General features: G+C 73.4%; 16 protein-coding genes. 10 read left to right on the forward strand and 6 right to left on the reverse strand.

Annotated features, from left to right (window positions below; translation table 11 throughout):
• Positions 1–30 precede the first annotated feature (30 nt).
• The 6 genes from AC0I8G_RS07900 to AC0I8G_RS07925 all read left to right on the forward strand — a co-directional run bounded on the left by AC0I8G_RS07900 (position 31) and on the right by AC0I8G_RS07925 (position 5,198).
• A complete protein-coding gene (locus AC0I8G_RS07900; RefSeq protein ID WP_471729426.1) occupies positions 31–480 on the forward strand; it encodes a MerR family transcriptional regulator in 450 nt (149 codons plus the stop codon).
• On the forward strand, positions 417–1,679 hold the full coding sequence (locus AC0I8G_RS07905; RefSeq protein WP_471729427.1) for a benzoate/H(+) symporter BenE family transporter: 1,263 nt from the start codon (positions 417–419) through the stop codon (positions 1,677–1,679). The genes AC0I8G_RS07900 and AC0I8G_RS07905 overlap by 64 nt, the downstream gene beginning before the upstream one ends.
• A gap of 69 nt (positions 1,680–1,748) precedes the next feature.
• Positions 1,749–2,690, forward strand: coding sequence for an ABC transporter ATP-binding protein (locus AC0I8G_RS07910; protein ID WP_328295499.1), 942 nt, complete (start codon positions 1,749–1,751; stop codon positions 2,688–2,690).
• The gene (locus AC0I8G_RS07915) at positions 2,687–3,436 is read left to right on the forward strand and encodes an ABC transporter permease (protein ID WP_471729428.1); all 750 of its coding nucleotides are present in this window, start codon (positions 2,687–2,689) and stop codon (positions 3,434–3,436) included. The genes AC0I8G_RS07910 and AC0I8G_RS07915 overlap by 4 nt, the downstream gene beginning before the upstream one ends.
• A 38-nt stretch (positions 3,437–3,474) precedes the next feature.
• The gene (locus tag AC0I8G_RS07920; protein ID WP_471729429.1) at positions 3,475–4,593 is read left to right on the forward strand and encodes a sensor histidine kinase; all 1,119 of its coding nucleotides are present in this window, start codon (positions 3,475–3,477) and stop codon (positions 4,591–4,593) included.
• Entirely contained in the window at positions 4,590–5,198 is a 609-nt protein-coding gene (locus AC0I8G_RS07925) for a response regulator (protein ID WP_471729430.1), read from the forward strand. The genes AC0I8G_RS07920 and AC0I8G_RS07925 overlap by 4 nt, the downstream gene beginning before the upstream one ends.
• A gap of 66 nt (positions 5,199–5,264) precedes the next feature.
• Here AC0I8G_RS07925 and AC0I8G_RS07930 read toward each other — a convergent pair whose 3' ends face one another.
• Positions 5,265–6,215: a hypothetical protein gene (locus AC0I8G_RS07930; RefSeq protein WP_471729431.1), complete on the reverse strand. Its 951-nt coding sequence runs from the start codon at positions 6,213–6,215 to the stop codon at positions 5,265–5,267.
• A gap of 174 nt (positions 6,216–6,389) precedes the next feature.
• A complete protein-coding gene (locus tag AC0I8G_RS07935) occupies positions 6,390–7,373 on the reverse strand; it encodes a LacI family DNA-binding transcriptional regulator (protein WP_471729432.1) in 984 nt (327 codons plus the stop codon).
• Between the two features lie 154 nt (positions 7,374–7,527).
• On the opposite strand from AC0I8G_RS07935, the gene AC0I8G_RS07940 reads away from it, so the two are divergent.
• From AC0I8G_RS07940 to AC0I8G_RS07950, 3 genes are read left to right on the forward strand one after another with little or no spacing between them, the layout of a single operon-like run.
• Positions 7,528–7,947 (forward strand): universal stress protein, encoded by a 420-nt coding sequence (locus AC0I8G_RS07940; protein ID WP_380260196.1) that lies wholly within the window; start codon positions 7,528–7,530, stop codon positions 7,945–7,947.
• Positions 7,944–9,110, forward strand: a complete 1,167-nt coding sequence (gene dusB, locus AC0I8G_RS07945) for a tRNA dihydrouridine synthase DusB (RefSeq protein WP_328295505.1) — start codon at positions 7,944–7,946, stop codon at positions 9,108–9,110. The genes AC0I8G_RS07940 and dusB overlap by 4 nt, the downstream gene beginning before the upstream one ends.
• On the forward strand, positions 9,107–10,366 hold the full coding sequence (locus tag AC0I8G_RS07950) for a deoxyguanosinetriphosphate triphosphohydrolase (RefSeq protein ID WP_471729433.1): 1,260 nt from the start codon (positions 9,107–9,109) through the stop codon (positions 10,364–10,366). Before dusB ends, AC0I8G_RS07950 begins: the two co-directional genes overlap by 4 nt.
• Here the strand turns inward: AC0I8G_RS07950 and AC0I8G_RS07955 are convergent.
• The 4 genes from AC0I8G_RS07955 to AC0I8G_RS07970 form a co-directional block, all read right to left on the reverse strand.
• Positions 10,356–11,018 (reverse strand): DUF4190 domain-containing protein, encoded by a 663-nt coding sequence (locus AC0I8G_RS07955; protein WP_471729434.1) that lies wholly within the window; start codon positions 11,016–11,018, stop codon positions 10,356–10,358. The two genes, AC0I8G_RS07950 and AC0I8G_RS07955, sit on opposite strands and share 11 nt — an antisense overlap.
• A 63-nt stretch (positions 11,019–11,081) precedes the next feature.
• Positions 11,082–11,510 carry a hypothetical protein gene (locus tag AC0I8G_RS07960; RefSeq protein WP_471729435.1) on the reverse strand — a complete coding sequence of 143 codons (429 nt, stop codon included), beginning with the start codon at positions 11,508–11,510 and terminating at the stop codon, positions 11,082–11,084.
• A gap of 105 nt (positions 11,511–11,615) precedes the next feature.
• Positions 11,616–12,218 (reverse strand): CoA-binding protein, encoded by a 603-nt coding sequence (locus AC0I8G_RS07965; RefSeq protein ID WP_328295509.1) that lies wholly within the window; start codon positions 12,216–12,218, stop codon positions 11,616–11,618.
• A complete protein-coding gene (locus AC0I8G_RS07970) occupies positions 12,215–13,543 on the reverse strand; it encodes an O-acetylhomoserine aminocarboxypropyltransferase/cysteine synthase family protein (RefSeq protein WP_471729436.1) in 1,329 nt (442 codons plus the stop codon). The genes AC0I8G_RS07965 and AC0I8G_RS07970 overlap by 4 nt, the downstream gene beginning before the upstream one ends.
• Before the next feature lie 52 nt (positions 13,544–13,595).
• Here AC0I8G_RS07970 and dnaG point away from each other — a divergent pair, with 52 nt between their 5' ends.
• Complete coding sequence (gene dnaG, locus AC0I8G_RS07975) at positions 13,596–15,473, forward strand: DNA primase (RefSeq protein WP_471729437.1); 1,878 nt, start codon at positions 13,596–13,598, stop codon at positions 15,471–15,473.
• The last annotated feature ends 56 nt before the right edge of the window (positions 15,474–15,529 follow it).

Genomic DNA, 15,529 nt, shown 5'->3' on the forward strand with positions numbered 1-15,529 from the left:
GGGTTCCGGCCGTCCGTCTAGGCTTGCTGCGTGGACTCCAGCTTCGGGATCGGTGAGGTCAGTGAGCTGACGGGGATCGGCGTCGACGCGCTGCGCTTCTACGAACGCGAAGGGCTCCTCGTCGGACCCGTCCGGCGCGACCCGGGTGGTCGACGCCGCTATTCGGCGCTCGAGGTCGAGTGGCTGCGGATGTGCGCGCGGCTGCGGGGCACGGGGATGCCCGTGCCCGACGTCCGCCGCTACGCGGAACTCGTCCGGGCCGGCGAGGGCAACGAGGCCGAACGTCTCGGTCTGCTCGCCGCCCACCAGCACCGCGTCGAGGAGCAGCTGGCGGAACTCGCCTCCGCCCGCGACGTCATCGCCGCGAAGGTCGACCTCTACGCGGCGCGCCTCGCCGCCGGGACCGTGGGGGAGGCGTGGGTCGGCGACCCCTCCCCGTGCGTCGCCGCGGTCCCCGCGCGGGTCGACGAGGTGGCCTGATCCGCTCCCCGTCCGGCGAACCCCGTCACGAGCTGGCCCGTCCCGAACTCGCCCGTCCCGTCGTCGCGGGCGTCGTCGCCGCGCTGACCGGGTTCGCGAGCTCCTTCGTCCTGGTGCTCGCGGGGCTGACCGCCGCCGGAGCCTCGCCCGCGCAGGCGGCGTCCGGCCTGCTCGCCCTCTGCCTCGCCCAGGGGCTCCTCGCCTGCCTCATGTCCTGGCGCACCGGGCAGCCGCTGTCGTTCGTCTGGTCGACGCCCGGCGCTGCGCTGATCGTCGCCGCGCAGGGACGCACCGGTTCCTTCGCCGCGGCCGTCGGGGCGTTCCTCCTCTGCGCGCTGCTGCTCGTGATCACCGGCGCCTGGCCGTGGCTGGCGAACCTCGTCCGGCGGGTTCCCGCCCCGGTCTCGGGGGCGCTGCTGGCCGGGGTGCTGCTGCCGTTGTGCCTGGCCCCGGTCACCGCGGTGCGCCGCGAACCCGTGGCCGCGCTGGCCGTCGTGGTCGTGTGGCTGGTGCTGCGTCGCTACGCCGCGGCGTGGGCGGTGCCCGCCGCGATGGTCGTCGGACTCCTCGGCACGGCGTGGCTGCTGGAGGGCGGGATCGCGCTCGAGTGGGCGCCGCGGCTGCTGGCGGTGGTCCCCGCGTTCGACCCCTTCGTCATCGTCTCGCTCGGGGTCCCGCTCTACGTCGTGACGATGGCCGGGCAGAACGTCCCAGGTTTCGCGATCCTCGACACCTTGGGCTACCGCGACGTCCCCGTCGCGCGCGTGCTCGTCGGGTCCGGGGTGGGCAGCGCCGTCGCGGCGTTCTTCGGCGGCCACGCGGTGAACCTCTCGGCGCTCGCCGCCGGGATCATCGCCGGGCCGGGCGCGTCCGCCGACCCGCGCCGGCGCTGGGTCGCCGCCGTGGCCGGCGGAGGCGGGTACCTGGTGCTGGGACTGCTCGCGACCCCGATCGCCGAGTTCGTCGGCAACGGTGACCCGGTCCTCGTCGAGGCCGTCGCCGGGCTCGCCCTGCTCTCCTCCTTCGCCGGGGGACTGACCTCCGCGCTGAGCGACCCGAGGCATCGGGTGACGGCCGGCCTCACGTTCGCCGTCGTCGCCTCGGGAGTCACCTTCGCCGGAGTGGGGTCGGCGTTCTGGGGACTCGCGGCTGGACTCCTCGTCTTCTGGTGGTCGCGGGAGCGCGCCGTCACGAGGTGACATCCGTCATGGGTCCGGGGTGACGCGAGGCCGAGGCACCGACGTCCCCGACCTGTGAGGCTCCTCCTCATGGAGAGCACAGCACCTGACGCGACGCTCACGCTGAGCACGAGCCCGGCCGCCATCGCCGTCACCGGCCTCACCAAGCGCTTCGGTGCGGTGACCGCTGTCGACGGTCTCGACCTCGTCGTGCGCCCCGGGGAGGTCGTGGCCTTCCTCGGCCCGAACGGGGCCGGCAAGACCTCGACGATCGACGTCCTGCTCGGCCTGTCCCAGCCCAGCACCGGGACCGCCAGCGTCTACGGCGTCCCCCCGCGCGAGGCCGTCGCCCGCGGCTGGGTGTCCGCCGTCATGCAGAGCGGCGGGCTGCTCAAGGACCTCTCGGTGCGCGAGACCGTCGAGGTCACCGCGTCGTTGTTCGCCCGCACCCAGCCCGTCGACGTCGTCCTGCAGCGGGCCGGGATCTCCGACATCGCCGACCGGCGCGTCGGCAGGTGCTCCGGGGGTGAGCAGCAGCGGCTGCGGTTCGCGATGGCCCTGCTGCCCGACCCGCGCCTGCTCGTCCTCGACGAGCCCACCACCGGGATGGACGTCGAGGGCCGCCGGGCCTTCTGGGGCGCCATCCGCGACGACGCCCGGCGCGGGCGGACCGTCCTGTTCGCCACCCACTACCTCGAAGAAGCCGACACCTACGCCGACCGCATCGTCCTCGTCGCCCACGGACGGATCGTGGCCGACGGCACCCCGTCGCAGATCAAAGCGCTCTCCGCCGGGCGCACCGTCCGCGCCACCTGGCCCGGGGTGCGCCTGCACGACCTCGCCGAGATGCCGGGCGTGGAGGACCTGCAGGTGAACGGCGACCAGGTCCTGGTGCAGGCCACCGACTCCGACGCCGTCGCCCGGTTCCTGCTGACGCGCACCCCCGCCACCGACCTCGAGGTGACCGCCCGCGGTCTCGAGGACGCCTTCGTCTCCCTGACCAGCGACTCCACCCAGGAGGTCTCCCGATGACCGCGATCGCCCCCGAGGTCCCGCGCGGACTGGTGAACCCGACCTACCTGAAGCTGGACATCCGGCGGGTGCTGCGCAACCGGCGCACCCTGGTCTTCACCATCGTCATGCCGGTCGTCTTCTACTTCGCGTTCGGCGCGTCGCAGTCCGACGGCGACGCGAAGGGCTACGTGATGATCAGCTTCGCCGTCTACGGGGCGATGGTCGCGGCCACCAGCGTCGGCGCCTCCGTGGCCGTCGAACGAGCCAGCGGCTGGAGCCGGCAGTTGCGCCTGACCCCGATGCGCCCGGCGACCTACGTCACCTCGAAGGTGCTGTCCGCGGCGAGCATCGCCTTCATCCCCGTCGTCGTGGAACTGCTCCTCGGGGCGGTGACCGGGGCGACGATGCGGGCCTCCGCGTGGGTCGTGGGCGGTCTCGTCGCCTGGATCGGGTCCCTCGTCTTCGCCTCCCTCGGGCTGGCCATCGGCTACCTGGTGCCCTCCGAGAACGCCATGCAGGTCATGGGTCCGGTGCTCGCCCTGCTGGCCCTCATGGGTGGGTTGTTCGTCCCCCTGACGTTGTTCGGCTCGACGCTGCAGACCGTCGCGTCCTTCACCCCGGCCTACGGGGTCGGTGTGCTGGCGCACTGGCCGTTGCAGCACACCGGTTCCTTCGTCGGAGCCGTCGTGAACCTCGTGGTGTGGACGGGGGTGTTCGGAGCCGCCGCGGCGTGGCTGTTCCGCCGCGACACCGGCCGCGTGTGACCTCCGGCGAGAGCGCGGTGGCGTGGGAGGGTGCTCCCGTGCCGCCGCGCGAACCGCTGCCCGCCCTGGCGATCCCGCGCATGCGGGGGTCGGGGTTCGTGTTCGCGGGCGTCTGGTTGCTCATCCTCGTCCAGACCGTCGAGGACGCCTGGAAGAACCCCGACCGCGCGCTGGGGGCGCTCGCGATCCTGGCGACCCTCGGTTTCGCCGTCCTCTACTTCGTCCTGCTGTCGCGGGGTTGGTCGACGATGCGGGCCACCGGCGACCTGGGGGCCACCCGCCGGCGGGCCGTCCTGGGGCTCGCGGCGCTGTTCGCGCTGACCGCGGTGATCGTCCCCGGCGCCGGTTCCAGCGGCTTCAACACCGTGTACTTCATCTCCGCCTACGCCGCGTTCACGCTGCCGCTGCGACCGGCGCTGGGACTGTTCCTCGTCTGCGTCGTCGCGCTCGTGCTCGCCGGGCGGTGGGTCGACGGTTGGTCGGACCTGCAGAGCACCGCGATCGGGACGTTCTTCGCGGCCGTCGCGACCCTCGGGATGACCCGGCTCATCCGGCGCAGCCGACAGCTCGCGGCCGCGCAGCAGGACCTGGCCCGCCTCGCCGTCGCGGAGGAGCGCACCCGCTTCTCCCGGGACCTGCACGACCTCCTCGGTCACTCGCTGACGGTCATCACGTTGAAGGCGGAACTCGCCGGACGGCTCCTCGACGTCGACGTGGAACGGGCCCGCGTGGAGGTCGAGGACGTGGAACGCCTGGCGCGCACCGCGCTGACCGACGTCCGGGCCGCGCTGGAGGGCTACCGCGAGGTGTCCCTCGGTACGGAACTCGCGGGCGCCCGCCAGGCGCTCGCCGCCGCGGGGGTCACGGACCGGCTGCCCGGTTCCGTGGACGAGGTCCCGGGAGAGCTGCAGGAGTTGTTCGGCTGGGTCGTGCGCGAAGGGGTCACGAACGTGGTGCGGCACTCCGGGGCGCGCACCTGCTGGATCACGGTCTCGTCCTGCGCCGTGGTGGTCTGCGACGACGGCTCCGGGCCCCGGCCGGGGTCCGGGGGCGGAGCGGGACTCGCGGGCCTCGCCGAACGCGCCCGCGTCGCCGGGGGCGCGTTGACCGTCGGCCGGTCCGCCCAGGGCGGTTTCGAACTGGCGGTCCGGGTGTGAGCATCCGGTTGATGCTGGCCGACGACCAGGCGCTGGTGCGGGGTGCGCTGGCGGCGCTGCTGTCGCTGGAGGAGGACCTGTCCGTGGTGTGCGAGGTCTCCCGCGGGGACCTCGTCGTGGCCGCCGCCCGCGAGCACCGCCCGGACGTCGCGCTGCTCGACATCGAGATGCCCGGTCTCGACGGGATCGCCGCGACCGCGGCGCTGCGCCGCTCGGTCCCCTCGGTGCGGGTGCTCATCGTCACCACCTTCGGCCGTCCCGGCTACCTGCGCCGCGGGATGGAGGCCGGCGCCCACGGTTTCGTCGTCAAGGACACCCCGTCCCGGGAACTGGCGGACGTGGTGCGCCGCATCGCCTCCGGGCTCCGCGTCGTCGACCCCGCGCTGGCCGCGGAGTCGCTGGCCGCGGGCGTGAACCCCCTGACCGAACGCGAGACCGACGTCCTGCGCCTGGCCCGCGACGGCCGGACCGTCGCCGACCTCGCCGGCGGGTTGTCGCTGTCCGAGGGCACGGTGCGCAACCACCTCTCCGCCGCGATCGGGAAGACCGGCGCGCGGACCCGCGCCGAGGCGGTGCGCCTGGCGGAGTCGCGGGGGTGGCTGTAGCCGTCGTCGCGGGGTCCGGGGGTTCGGGTCGTGGACGCCTCGCGCCACCAGGTTCGTCGTGTGGCGTCAACGCCCCGAACGCTTGGCCGCGGCCGCCGTCTCGAGCGTCCGCCGCAGTTGGTCCAGGAACGCCGTCGGGTCGCCCAGGAGATCGGCGGGGGCGATGGAGAGCAGGATGACACCGGCCTCCGCGTAACGCCGAGCCTTCGCCTGGGTGCGGCGGAGCGCCTGAGCTCCGAGGTGCCACGTCATCGAGTCGATCTCGAGGACGACGCCGAGGTCGGGCCAGTAGGCGTCCGCGTTCCCGATCCACCGTCCGGCCACGACGACGGGCTCGTTCCACACCGGCTGGGGGAGTCCGGATCGGGAGACGACGCGGAAGGCGCGCCCCTCGGCCGCGCTGCGAGTCGCCGCGCCGAGTTCTTCCAGCGCCACCCGTGAGTGACCGCTGCGCTGGGTGGGGCCGTGCCTGATCACGGCGTCCAGTTGTCGCAGGGTGCACCGGTCCGCGGCGAGCACGGTGCTCATGACCTCTCGCACGTCGTCGAGCGAGAGGTCCTGCCGTCGGCAGGCGTCACCGAGGGCTCGGGCGACTCCCGTGACGCGCAGCCCACCCCGTTCGGCGCGTCCCGTTCCACGTTCTGACCGCTCGACGACGCAGAACCCGCTCGACACGCGGTGCCGCGGATGGGGGACCACGACCAGGATCTCCCGGCCGACCTCGACGCGTCGACCCAGCGCGCCCCAGACGTCCAGGGCGTGGTGGCCGCTGAGGCGGCTGTCGGGCCCTGCGTACGTCAACGCGGCCCGGCGCCGTTCGAGCAGCGTCGGGTTTCCGCGGTGCGCGAGCACGACGCCGGGGAGGATGCGCTGCCAGCGACCGCGAGGTCCCGTCAGGTTGGTCAGCGTGGAGTCCGGAACTCCGAGGAGGACCAGGTCTGCGCGCTTGACCACGCCGTCGGACCGCGCGATCAACGCATCGACCGCGGCACGGTCGTAGTTCTTCTTCCGGGGCATGCGGGGATCGTGCGGGAGGAACGCGGGGTCGCCGGTCGCCGGCTTCGCGTCTGTGCAGGACTGGGGACTCCTGCGTTCCTGTGGACACCGGGATGACTCCGGGTCGTGGACGCCACGCGCCGGACCTAGCGGTGCGTGGCGTCCACGACCCGAACCCGCCGGCCACGAGCAGGGTCAGGAGCAGCCGCAGGAGTTCCGGTGCCGGAAGGTGGGGGGGATGCGTTCGCGGCGGGGGGTGTCGGGCGCGGTGCCGGCGAGGCGCTCGAGGATCATGGTGACGGCGCGGGTCGCCATCACGGGGACGTCCTGGTGGATGGCGGTGAGGCGGGGTTCGACGAGGTCGGCCCACTCGGGGTCGTCGTAGCAGACGAGGGCGACGTCGTCGGGGACGGACAACCCCAGCGACCGCAGCGCGCGCAGGGTGCCGACGGTCATCGAGTTGTTGCCGACGACGACGGCGCTGGGACGGTCGGCGCCGGCGAACGCCGAGAGCACCGCGGTCTCGGCGAGGGAGGTCTCGCTGCCCCCGTCCAGCACGACGCCGGTCAGTCCGCGTTCGGCGAGGACCCGGGAGAACCCCGCGTGGCGTTCGGAGGTGGAACTCAGCCCGGTCAGCCCCGCGACGAACGCGAGACGGCGGTGGCCGAGGTCGGCGAGGTGGGAGGTCAGCAGCGCGGTCGCCTCGGTGTTCTCCGGCGCCACCTGGTCCACGTCGGCGTCGGCGAAGCGGTCGAGCAGGACGGTGGGGATGCCGTGCGCGGCGAGGAAGGGGAGGGCCTCGACCTCGGCGTGGACGGAGGGGGCCAGCAGCATCCCGTCGACGCGACGGTCCGCGAGCTCGTGGACGGCTCGCACCTCCTCGGCGGGGTCGTCGTGGGTGTCGGCGAGGACGAGGGTGTACCCGGCGGCGTGGGCGGCGCCCTCGATGGAGGTCACGAGGTCGGCGAAGTGCGGGTTGGAGACGAAGCGGCTCGCCAGGCCGAGCGTGGTCGTCGAGGACCGGGCCAGTGAGCGGGCGAGGGTGTTCTGGCGGTACCCGGTGCTGGCGATCGCGGACAGGACCGCTTCCCGCGTGGGTCCGCTGACCGCGCGGGTCCCGTTGAGGACGTGCGAGACGGTCGAGGCGTTCACCCCGGCCAGCCGCGCGACGTCGGCCATGGTCACCACCGCAGGAGCCCCCTCGCTCGTCGAACCCGGCCCGGTAGGCCTGTCACGGTCTGGCAACAGGACCAGGCAAGCGCTTGCGCAAGCGCTTGCCCGGATCCTACGGTGCCCAGGTCGTCGATCCACCCCTGACGCGAAGGAGCGTTCGATGTGCGGTCCGAGGTCCCGGCAGCACCCGTTGATCGTCGTCGGCTACGAACCGGGGGACGAGCACGCCGTCCTCGAGGCCCTCGCCCAGGCCCGCCTGCGCGGCGGGACGATCGCGGTGGTGACCGCGGCGCCGCTGCCGGACGGGCTGCTGCTGCGGCTGCGCAGCGCCCCCGTCGAACTCGACCTGCGCCTGCCCCCGGAGGGGGCCGACGTCGTCGAGGCCGTCCTCGACCTGGCCGAACGCGAACAGGCCGCCCTGCTGGTCGTCGGCCTGGCCCGGCGCGGGGTCGACGACCTCCTGGGCGGTCGCGCACGGCTCGTCGTGCTCGACGCGCCGTGCCCGGTGCTGTCCGTCCCCGAGCCGGACACGAGCGCCGGCTCCCCGGCACCCGCGTGGGCCGTCACAATGGGTGTGTGAGCGCACCTACCCTGACGGCCGTCCAGCCGCTGCGGATCGGACCGCACGTCTCCGCGACGCCGGTCGTCCTCGCACCGATGGCCGGCATCACCAACTCCGCCTACCGGCAGCTCTGCCGCGAGCAGGGTGAGGGCTTCTACGTCAGCGAGATGGTCACCTCGCGCGCCCTCGTCGAACGCAACGCCGAGACGATGCGCCTGGTGACGTTCACCGAGACCGAGACCCCGCGCAGCCTGCAGCTCTACGGGGTCGACCCGACGACGGTCGCCGCGGCGGTCCGGATGGTCGTCGAGGAGGACATCGCCGACCACGTCGACCTCAACTTCGGCTGCCCCGTCCCCAAGGTCACCCGCAAGGGCGGCGGGTCCGCGCTGCCGTGGAAGGCGACCCTGTTCCGCGACATCGTCCGCGGGGCGGTGCGCGAGGCGTCCAAGGGCGGCATCCCGCTGACGGTGAAGATGCGCAAGGGCATCGACGACGACCACCTCACCTACCTCCAGGCCGGCAGGGCCGCCGAGGAGGAGGGGGCCGCCGCCGTCGCGCTGCACGGGCGGACGGCGTCGCAGCACTACTCCGGCCACGCCGACTGGGAGGCCATCGCGCGCCTCAAGGAGACGGTCACCACCATCCCCGTGCTCGGCAACGGCGACATCTGGAGCGCTGAGGACGCGGTGGAGATGATGCGGCGCACCGGGTGCGACGGGGTCGTCGTCGGCCGCGGCTGCCTCGGGCGACCGTGGCTGTTCGCCGACCTCGAGGCGGGGTTCGCCGGTCGCGAGGACCGGGTGAGGCCCGGGATGCGCCACGTGGCGAAGGTCCTGCGCCGCCACGCCGACCTGCTCGTCGAGTTCTACGGCGACGAACTGCGCGGCTGCCGCGACATCCGCAAGCACATCTCCTGGTACTTCAAGGGCTACGCCGTGGGCGGCGACATGCGAGCCCGCCTCGGCCTCGTCGACACCCTCGAGGCCCTCGACGAGCTCATCGCCGACCTCGACCTCGACCAGGACTACCCGGGTGCCGCCGCGGAGGGTTCCCGCGGCCGGGCCGGGTCGCCGCAGGCGAGGGTCGCGCTGCCGGAGGGCTGGCTGGAGACCCAGGAGCTCACCGGCGCCGCGGCCGAGATGATCGCCCAGGCCGAGCTCTCGGTGTCCGGCGGATGAGCGCGGGCTACCAGGAGGGCGACCTCGAACGCTGGGCCACGGAACCGCCGAAGACGCACGGTCGCAGCGCCTTCATGCGTGACCGCGCCCGCGTCCTGCACTCCTCCTCGCTGCGCCGGCTCGCCGCCAAGACCCAGGTCGTCGGCCCCGCCACCGACGACTTCGTCCGCAACCGCCTCACGCACTCCCTCGAGGTCGCGCAGGTCGGCCGCGAACTCGGGGCGGCGCTCGGTTGCGACCCCGACGTCGTCGACACCGCCTGCCTGGCCCACGACCTCGGCCACCCGCCGTTCGGCCACAACGGCGAACGGGCGCTGGCCGACGCGGCTCAGGACATCGGGGGTTTCGAGGGCAACGCCCAGACGTTGCGGCTGCTGACCCGGCTGGAGTCCAAGACGGTCGCCGCCGACGGTTCGCCCGTCGGCTTGAACCTGACCCGCGCCAGCCTGGACGCCTCGACGAAGTACCCGTGGCTGCACGGGAAGGCGCCGCGCGTGACCTCGAAGTTCGGGGCCTACGTCGACGACGCCGAGGTGTTCGCCTGGTTGCGCGACGGCGCGCCGGAGAACCGGCCGTGCGTCGAGGCCCAGGTCATGGACTTCTCCGACGACGTCGCCTACTCGGTGCACGACGTCGAGGACGCGATCGTCGCGGGTCACGTCCGCCTCGATTGGCTGGACCAGGACGAGATCCGTGCCCGGGTCGCCGCCCAGGTGCGGGACTGGTACCTGCCCGACGCCTCCGACGAGGCCGTCGCCGCTGCGCTGCAACGGCTCTCGACGTCGGGTTTCTGGGCCCGGGAACAACCCGGTGAGGTGTTCGGCGGTCGTCGCCACCTGGCGGCGTTGAAGGACATGACCTCCCAGCTCATCGGCCGGTTCGCCAACGCGGCCGAGCACGCGACCCGGGAACGCCACGGCGACGGCCGCCTCACCCGCTACGCCGCCGACGTCGTCGTCCCCGTGGACACGACCCTCGAGGTGGCCGTCCTCAAGGGCGTCGCGGCCACGTTCGTCATGAGCGCGCAGGAACGTCAGCCGTTCTACGCCCGCCAGCGGGAACTGCTGCGCGAGCTCCTCGACGCCCTCGTCCGGCAGGGGCCCGACGTCCTCGAACCGCCGTTCCGGGAGGACCACGCCCTCGCGCCCGACGACGCAGCCCGCCTGCGGGTGGTGATCGACCAGGTCGCCTCCCTCACCGACGTCTCTGCCCTGGCCTGGCACCGCCGGCTCACGCCCCGCGATCTCACGACGTGACGGCGGCGTCCCCGTCCAGGACGGAACCCTGCAGGTCGCCCTCCCAGCCGTGGATGGTGCACTGCAGCAGCCGACTGCCGTCGGCCCAGTTCTGCTCCAACGGGTAGTAGTAGCCGTACTCGAAGTCGTCCGGGTCGAGGCCGGCGTCGTCGACCGCGGTGGAGGCGTCGGACTCGCAGTGGTCCTCGGCGTAGGTCTCCAGCTCGGCCTCGCCGGGGTAGGTCCCGTCGGGCAGGGTGACGACCTCGAGGACCTCGCCGTCGTGGGTGTCGGCGCAGGCGGTGCGTTCGACGGTGCCGTGCAGACCGTCGTCGTCCCCGCTGTCGAAGCAGTCGCCGGCCGTCAGGTCGTCGATCGTCGTCGGGCCCGTGCTCGTCCCGAAGGGGTCGGCGGGGAGGCGGCCGAGGAACGAGACCCCGGTCACCGCGGCACCGACGATCCAGGCGATCGCGACGGAGGCGGCCAGCATCTGCAGCCCGCCCAGCACGATCCCGGCGATCGCGAACCCGCGGCCCGCCGTCTGCGCACGACCGGTGCGGTGCAGCCCGATCGCGCCGAGGGCGAAGGCGACCGGGCCGGTGCCCAGGATTCCCGTCACGAGCGCGGCGAGGGAGAACCCGTCGGTGGGTCGTGGCGGCCGGTGCTCGATCACCCGCCCAGGTTACGGCGGGTCACGTCGCGGCGGTCGGCACACTGCGCCCGTCGTGTCCGGGACTCACTCGAAGGGAGCCGGGGCGGTCGGCCCGACCAGGTCCCCGCCGGTCCAGGACCCCCGCACCGGGGAGTCGTCGGCGGCGACGAGCAGGCAGAACACCCGCTCGTCGTGGAGCCGGTGGGGCGGGTAGGCGGAGGCGTAGGTGACGGTGTCCGGCCTGAACTCCCCGGCCGCGATGACGGCCGCCACCTCGCGGGCGCAGGAGGAGTTCGCGCCCCAGCGCCGTCGTCCGTCGCGGAGGTCGGCGGTGACCGGGACGACGACGACGACCTCGGCGTCGTGTCCGCTCGCACACGAGACCTCGGAGCGTTCCGCGAGACAGGTCCCCACCGTCCAGGTGACGGTCGAGGACAGGCGGACCGACTGCGGCGCAGCCGTGCTGCGCACGTCGGACGCGCCGCGGGCGAACCCGGCGGCGACCACCGCCACACCGATCAGGAGGTGGAGGCCGACGGCGGCGCCGACCCCGACCAGGATCCAGAGGAGCTTCTTCGGGGGCCCCGGAGTTCTCCGCGGTCGAGCTGTGGACGACTCTCAGCGGGCGCGGCGCCGGGCCGAGATGACGCCCGTGTCGAAACCGGCGAGGTGCAGACCGCCGTGGAACCTCGCGTGCTCGATCTTCAGGCAGCGGTTCATCACGACCGTCACGCCGTGCTCGGCACCGCGCTGGGCGACGGCGTCGTCCGCGAGGCCCAGCTGCATCCACATCACGGGGGAGCCGACCGCGATGACGTCGTCGAGCACACCCCCGAGTTCGCTCGGACGGCGGAACACGTCGACGAGGTCGGGGACCCCGGGGAGTTCACGCAACGACGGGTAGGCGGGCCGACCGAGGATCTCGGTCTCGTTCGGGTTGACGAACCACAGCTCGAAGTCGGAGTCCGCGAGCAGGTAGGTCTCGACGAAGTACGAGGCGCGCGAGGGCTTGTTCGAGGCACCGAGGATCGCGACGGTCTTCGTGCGGCGCAGGATGCGCAGGCGTTCCCCGGCGCCGGGGGCCGTCCACGACGTCGGAGCGGCGTCCTTGGAACCGGTCGCGGCGGGGGCCTGCTCCAGGTTCTCCGGGGCGGCGACCGAGCCGAGGTCCGCGCCCGCGTCCGGAACGGTGCCGGTCGCCCCGCTGGTCGAGTCGTTCATCGGTTCCCCTCCACAGCGACGGCGAGCGCCTGGTCCAGGTCCCACAACACGTCCTCGACGTCTTCCAGTCCCACGCTGATCCGGATGAGGTCCTCGGGGACCCCGGCGGCGGTGAGCTGCTCCGCGGAGAGCTGCTGGTGGGTCGTGGAGGCGGGGTGCAGCACGAGGGTGCGCGCGTCGCCGATGTTGGCCAGGTGCGAGCACAGCTGGACGTTGTTGATGAAGCGTTCGCCGGCGGCGCGGCCCCCGACGACGCCGAAGGAGAAGACGGCGCCGGGACCCTCGGGCAGGTACTTCTCGGCCCGGCCGTGGTGCGGGTGGCTGGGCAGACCGGAGTAGCGGACCCAGGAGACGCGGTCGTCGGCCTCGAGCCAGGCGGCGACGGTGCGGGCGTTGGCGACGTGCTCGCGCATCCGCTGCGGCAGCGTCTCCACGCCCATGAGCAGCAGGAACGCGGAGTGCGGCGACAGGGTCGCGCCGATGTCGCGCAGCTGCTCGCTGCGCAGCTTGGTGAGGAAGCCGTACTCGGCGAAGTTGCCCCACCAGCTGAGGCCGCCGTAGGAGGCGACCGGTTCGGTCATGGCCGGGAACTTGCCGTTGTCCCAGGGGAAGGTGCCGGCGTCGATGACGACGCCGCCCAGCGTGGTGCCGTGACCGCCGAGGAACTTCGTCGCGGAGTGGATGACGATGTCCGCGCCGTGCTCGATCGGCCGGCAGAGGTAGGGGGTCGCGGTGGTCGCGTCGACGATCAGCGGGATGCCGGCCTCGTGGGCGACGTCGGCCAGCGCGCGGATGTCGGCGATCACCGTGGAGGGGTTGGCGACGAGCTCGGTGAAGACGAAGCGGGTCTTCTCGGTGATCGCGGCGCGGACGGTCTCGGGCTCCGGGGCGACGAAGACGGTGTCCACGCCGAAGCGGCGCAGCGTGACGTCGAGCTGGGTGACGGTGCCGCCGTAGAGGTTGTTGGAGGCGACGACGTGGTCGCCCGCACCGGCGAGGGCGGCGAAGGTGAGGAACTCCGCGGCCTGCCCGCTCGCGCAGGCCAGCGCCCCGAGCCCGCCCTCCAGGGAGGCCATGCGCTCCTCGAAGGCGGCGACGGTCGGGTTGGAGATGCGGGAGTAGATGTTCCCGTACTTCTGCAGCGCGAAGAGGTTCGCGGCGTCGGCGGCGTCCTCGAAGACGAAGCTCGTCGTCTGGAAGATCGGCACGGCGCGTGCGCCCGTCGTCGGCTCGGGGACCGCCCCGGCGTGCACGGCCCGGGTGCGGAAGCCCCAGGCCCGGTCGTCGCTGCCCGCGGCGCTGCTGCTCGTCCGTTCGCTGCTCACAGGGGCGATCCTGCCACCCGGGCGGCGGCGCTCCGGCGCCTACACTCCACCCGTGGCCGGGCGCATCCATCCAGACGATCTGCAGACGGTCAAGGAACGCGTGCGCCTCGACGAGGTCGTGGGCGAGCAGGTCTCCCTGCGGACGGGGGGTGTGGGCTCCTTCAAGGGCCTCTGTCCCTTCCACGACGAGCGGACCCCCAGCTTCACCGTGCGTCCGGCGACCGGGCGCTGGCGCTGCTTCGGCTGCGGGGAGTCCGGCGACGCGATCGAGTTCGTCATGCGCATCGACGGTCTCGGCTTCGCCGACGCCGTGGAGCGCCTCGCCCAGCGCGCCGGGATCCAGCTGCGCTACGTCGACGACGGTGGTCGCAGCGCCCAGCGCCCCGCCTCCAACGCGGGCCAGCGCCAGCGCCTCCTCGAGATGCACACCCTCGCCGAGGAGTTCTACGCCCAGCAGCTCGAGGGGGTCGGCCCGGCGGAGACGGCACGGGGTTTCCTCGCCGAACGCGGGTTCAGCCGCGAGGACGCCGCCCGGTTCGGGGTCGGGTTCGCCCCCAACACCGGCGACGCGCTGCTGCGTCAGCTGCGCGCCAAGGGGTTCGGCGAGGAGGAGCTCGTCACCTCCGGGTTGGCCGGGCAGAGCCAGCGGGGCCTCTACGACCGCTTCCGCGGGCGACTGGTGTGGCCGATCCGCGACGTCAGCGGTCACACCGTCGCCTTCGGGGCCCGCCGGCTCTTCGACGACGACCGCATCGAGTCGAAGTACCTGAACTCCCCGGAGACCCCCATCTACAAGAAGTCGCAGGCGCTCTACGGCCTCGACCTCGCCAAGCGGGAGATCTCGCGCACCAAGCGCGTCGTCGTGGTCGAGGGCTACACCGACGTCATGGCCTGCCACCTCTCCGGGGTCGGGCAGGCCGTCGCGACCTGCGGCACGGCGTTCGGCGAGGACCACGCCCGGATCGTGCAGCGGATGCTGGGGGAGAGCGACGGCTCCGCCGAGGTCGTCTTCACCTTCGACGGCGACGCCGCCGGGCAGAAGGCCGCGCTGAAGGCCTACGAGCTCGACCAGCGCTTCAGCGCCCAGACCTACGTCGCCGTCGCCCCGCAGGGTCAGGACCCGTGCGACCTGCGGTTGTCCGCCGGGGAAGCCGCTGTGGCGCAACTGGTCGACGGCCGGGTACCGCTGTTCGAGTTCGCGATCCGCTCCACCATCGAACGGTTCGACCTGAACTCCGACGCCGGCCGCCTCGCCGCGCTCGACGCCGCCGCGCCCATCGTCGCCGCCATCCGCGACCGCGGGCTGCAGCAGCGCTACGCCATCAACCTGGACCGCTGGACGGGGTTCCTCGACGAGCGCTTCGTGCTCGACCGGGTCCGTCGCCACTCCGGGAGCGGGGCACCGCAGCAGCAGGGGCGCCCGCAGCAGCCGCCCGCCCGGCAGCCGGTCCGCTCGCTCGCCGCCAACGACCCCGTGGCCCAGCTCGAGCGGCAGGTGCTGGCCTGCGTCCTGCAGGCGCCGTGGGCCGTCGCCGAGGTCTTCGACTCCCTGGAGGCCGACGCGTTCGCGGCGCCCGGGCACCGGGCCGTCCACGACGCCGTCACCGCCGCCGGTGGCCCCGGGGAGGCTCCGCAGGGACCGGCCTGGCTGGCCGGCGTCCTCGACTACGCCGACGGCCCCGTCGCGGCCCTCGTCGACGAGCTCGCGGCCACCGACCTGCCCGTCTCCAGCGAGGAGCAGCTGGAGAGCTGGGGACGTCAGCTCGTGGCCGCCCTCGCCGGGCAGTCCGCGACCCGCGCCGTGGCCGAGGCCCGCCGCACGCTGCAGCGCCTCGACCCCGCGAGCGCGGAGTACGGGGAGGCCTCGGCCGAGCTGTTCCGCCTCGAAGCCGCCCGCCGGACCTGGCAGGAGCGCGCCCAGGGCGCGTGATCCCGTGCCGTGCACGGAGCGGTCCGTGGGGCTGGTACGGTTGGACAGTCGTGACC

It is taken from the genome of Kineococcus sp. AC630 (genome assembly GCF_979255925.1).